This is a genomic window from Brevibacterium sp. 239c (genome assembly GCF_900169365.1).
In the GTDB taxonomy this organism is placed as follows: Bacteria; Actinomycetota; Actinomycetes; order Actinomycetales; family Brevibacteriaceae; genus Brevibacterium.
The window spans coordinates 1-2,482 of sequence record NZ_FXZH01000050.1; the positions used below are offsets into that span (position 1 = coordinate 1).

General features: G+C 56.6%; 3 protein-coding genes. 1 reads left to right on the top strand and 2 read right to left on the bottom strand.

What is annotated here, in order from left to right; genetic code table 11:
- Nucleotides 1-432 precede the first annotated feature (432 nt).
- Both BSP239C_RS20240 and BSP239C_RS20245 read right to left on the bottom strand, forming a co-directional pair.
- Nucleotides 433-1,263 carry an isocitrate lyase/phosphoenolpyruvate mutase family protein gene (locus tag BSP239C_RS20240; protein ID WP_205677161.1) on the bottom strand — a complete coding sequence of 277 codons (831 nt, stop codon included), beginning with the start codon at nucleotides 1,261-1,263 and terminating at the stop codon, nucleotides 433-435.
- A gap of 87 nt (nucleotides 1,264-1,350) precedes the next feature.
- Nucleotides 1,351-1,737, bottom strand: coding sequence for a hypothetical protein (locus BSP239C_RS20245; RefSeq protein WP_096162990.1), 387 nt, complete (start codon nucleotides 1,735-1,737; stop codon nucleotides 1,351-1,353).
- 244 nt (nucleotides 1,738-1,981) lie between these two features.
- Here BSP239C_RS20245 and BSP239C_RS21000 point away from each other — a divergent pair.
- Nucleotides 1,982-2,482 (top strand): hypothetical protein (locus BSP239C_RS21000; protein WP_219618945.1); only part of this gene is annotated, 501 nt, incomplete at its 3' end.

Consider the following 2,482-nt stretch of genomic DNA (forward strand, 5'->3'; position numbering starts at 1 on the left):
GTTTGAGGGCAGAAGTGGTTCGATCTTCTCCCACTGCTCATCAGTGAAGACTCGGTGTCGTTGCTGTGTAGTCACGTCTCCACCGTGCCAGTCCTGGAATGGTCAATAAAGGAGACACGCCCTAGTCGAATTGAGAATGCAGCTTCGTATTGATCCGTGATCAACCGGAAGCGCGGAGAACGGTGCGACGCCTAAGCGTGTCTGGGCTCGAGGGTGGTACCCAGATGGTGAATGTGTCGATTTGAAATTCGTCACGACTGCCCAAACGTCGTTGATGGCCAGATGCAGGGTTGGAACATGTCGAACTTGCTCTTGCCGAGATGCGCCGACTGGTACAAGAGAGCCGGAACGTAACTTCGAATTTAGAGCTCGTCACGTCCGTCCCACCCGTCGAAGTCAGCGATCAGCCTGGAGGCGCAAGTCCAGCATCGACTACTGAACTGCAGAATGATTCATCGAGGCCAAGTCATTGAGGGAGCTGTAATCGAGCGAATCCTCAAGCCGAGAGTAGCTTCCGGACGTTAAGAGCTCAGCGGTTGCATTCTTGACTACGGCGTAGGCGGCCTGAGCCACAGCTGAGCCCAGACTCACTCGCGCAACGCCGAGTGCGGCCAAGTTCTGTACCGTGGGAGCTCCGGGTCCGGCCATAAGATTCAGAGGCGCATCAATGCGTTCAACGAGTGCGGCGACGGTGTCGATCTCAGTGGCACCCGGCACGAAAATTCCGTCTGCGCCCGCGTCGACGAATCTTTCGGCCCGGGAGACAGCATGGGAAACCAGGTCCTCGTTGGGTTCGGCCTCTTTGAGGAAGACATCAGTGCGAGCATTGACGAACAGGGCGACACCGGCAGAGTCCGCAGCCTTCTTTGCCATTGCAATCCGGTTGCTCGTGTCATCGGCCGATCTGTCTCCGTCTTCGATGTTGATTCCGACGACCCCGACGTCGAGAAAGGCTTTGACCGTTTCGGAGACACCGTAAGCTGTGTCCGCGTATCCGCCCTCAATATCCGCGGTTACCGGAAGCTCGCTTGCCCTAATGATGGATTCGGCCACAGCTACGGCTCGCGATCTTTCCAGATAATCGCCATCGGGCAGTCCCGCGGCCCAGGAGATACCGGCGCTGGTGGTGGCGATCGCCGATACTCCCGCTGCCTCAGCAATTCGTGCTGATGCGGCATCCCACGCATTGCTGAGTAAAAGAGGGGACTCTCCATGGTGGAGAGCATGAAACTGGGTTGCCTTATCTCGAGTGTTATTCATCATGTTTCAAGTGAACCAAGACTCTTTATCCATGTCTGGCGGAATTCGGACCTGACAGTCAGCGGGCCGAGGTGCGCACGGTACTGAGCGCTATTCCACAGTTTTGCTGATCAATGCAACCAGATCGTCCAGAACTGCTGAGGTACTAAAGGCTGTCCCGAATGCCAGGCCATCGGAGATTCGTTCGGGCAGCCAGAGGAGATTGCCCTCTTTTGCTGCGGGGATGTTGCCGAACAGATCGCGCCGTTCAACATCGTCGCGTTCATCCCCATAGCTCTGGGCAACGATGAGGTCGGCATCGAGCAGGTGGAGCCGTTCGGCGCTGAGCACGAGTCCAGCCTCCGACGCCTTGGACTCGTCACGGTCGAGGTTTTTAACTGCTTCCGTCAGCACGAATCCGAGTTCCAGGAACACCTGCACCCCCAGATCGCTTGCGCCGTAGACATAGTAGTCGGGCGCAATCGGCAAGGTATACATGAGCGTCATCTCGCGAAAATCTGAGTGCCGCGCTTGGGCGTCTTTACCGACGTATCGGAAATCCCGACCAAAGTATAGAAATTGGTCTTATGTCTCATGATCGGCGCTACATTCATGGTGAAGCGCTGATTCACCAACGACATACCAGCGCCCCCGGTCGGCAGACTTGAGGGTGTGAGAAGTACTGCGAGGTAAGTCCATGCGGCAACGACTATGGCGAAGAGTTTCGAAGACAATGGTTCTCATGTGCTCGGTCGCCCTGCTCATCGGTATGCTGTTGGGCGCAATCTCGGCAACGAATACCGGATCACTGTCGGTCGAGCATCGCCCTGAGCTCAATGCCATCGTTCCTCACGCAATCGCCGGTGCAGTTGTCGGTGTGTCTGCGCTCATTGTGAGTCTGCGCTCCAGGTCTTTTCACTGGGTGACCTGGCCGATCAGCACACGTACAACTTCTAGAGCAGCCTGGACGATACGGTCAGCGCGTACGTCGTTCGGCGGAGTGATTCGAACCGTCATCGGAACAGCGCTGATGGTGTTCAACTTCTTCCTTGTTTTCAGGATGGGATTTCAAGCCACTGTCGGCTTCAATCCAGCGCTGACGTTGAATGCCTGGGCTGAGGTTAGCCTGGTTTTGTGGACACCCGAGCTAGCGGGATTCGTGATCCTGGTGGAAGGATGTCCAGCATGTCAGAGAGCAAGAAACAGCGTCGCACGTTCACGCCCGAGTACCGGCGGGAGGCCG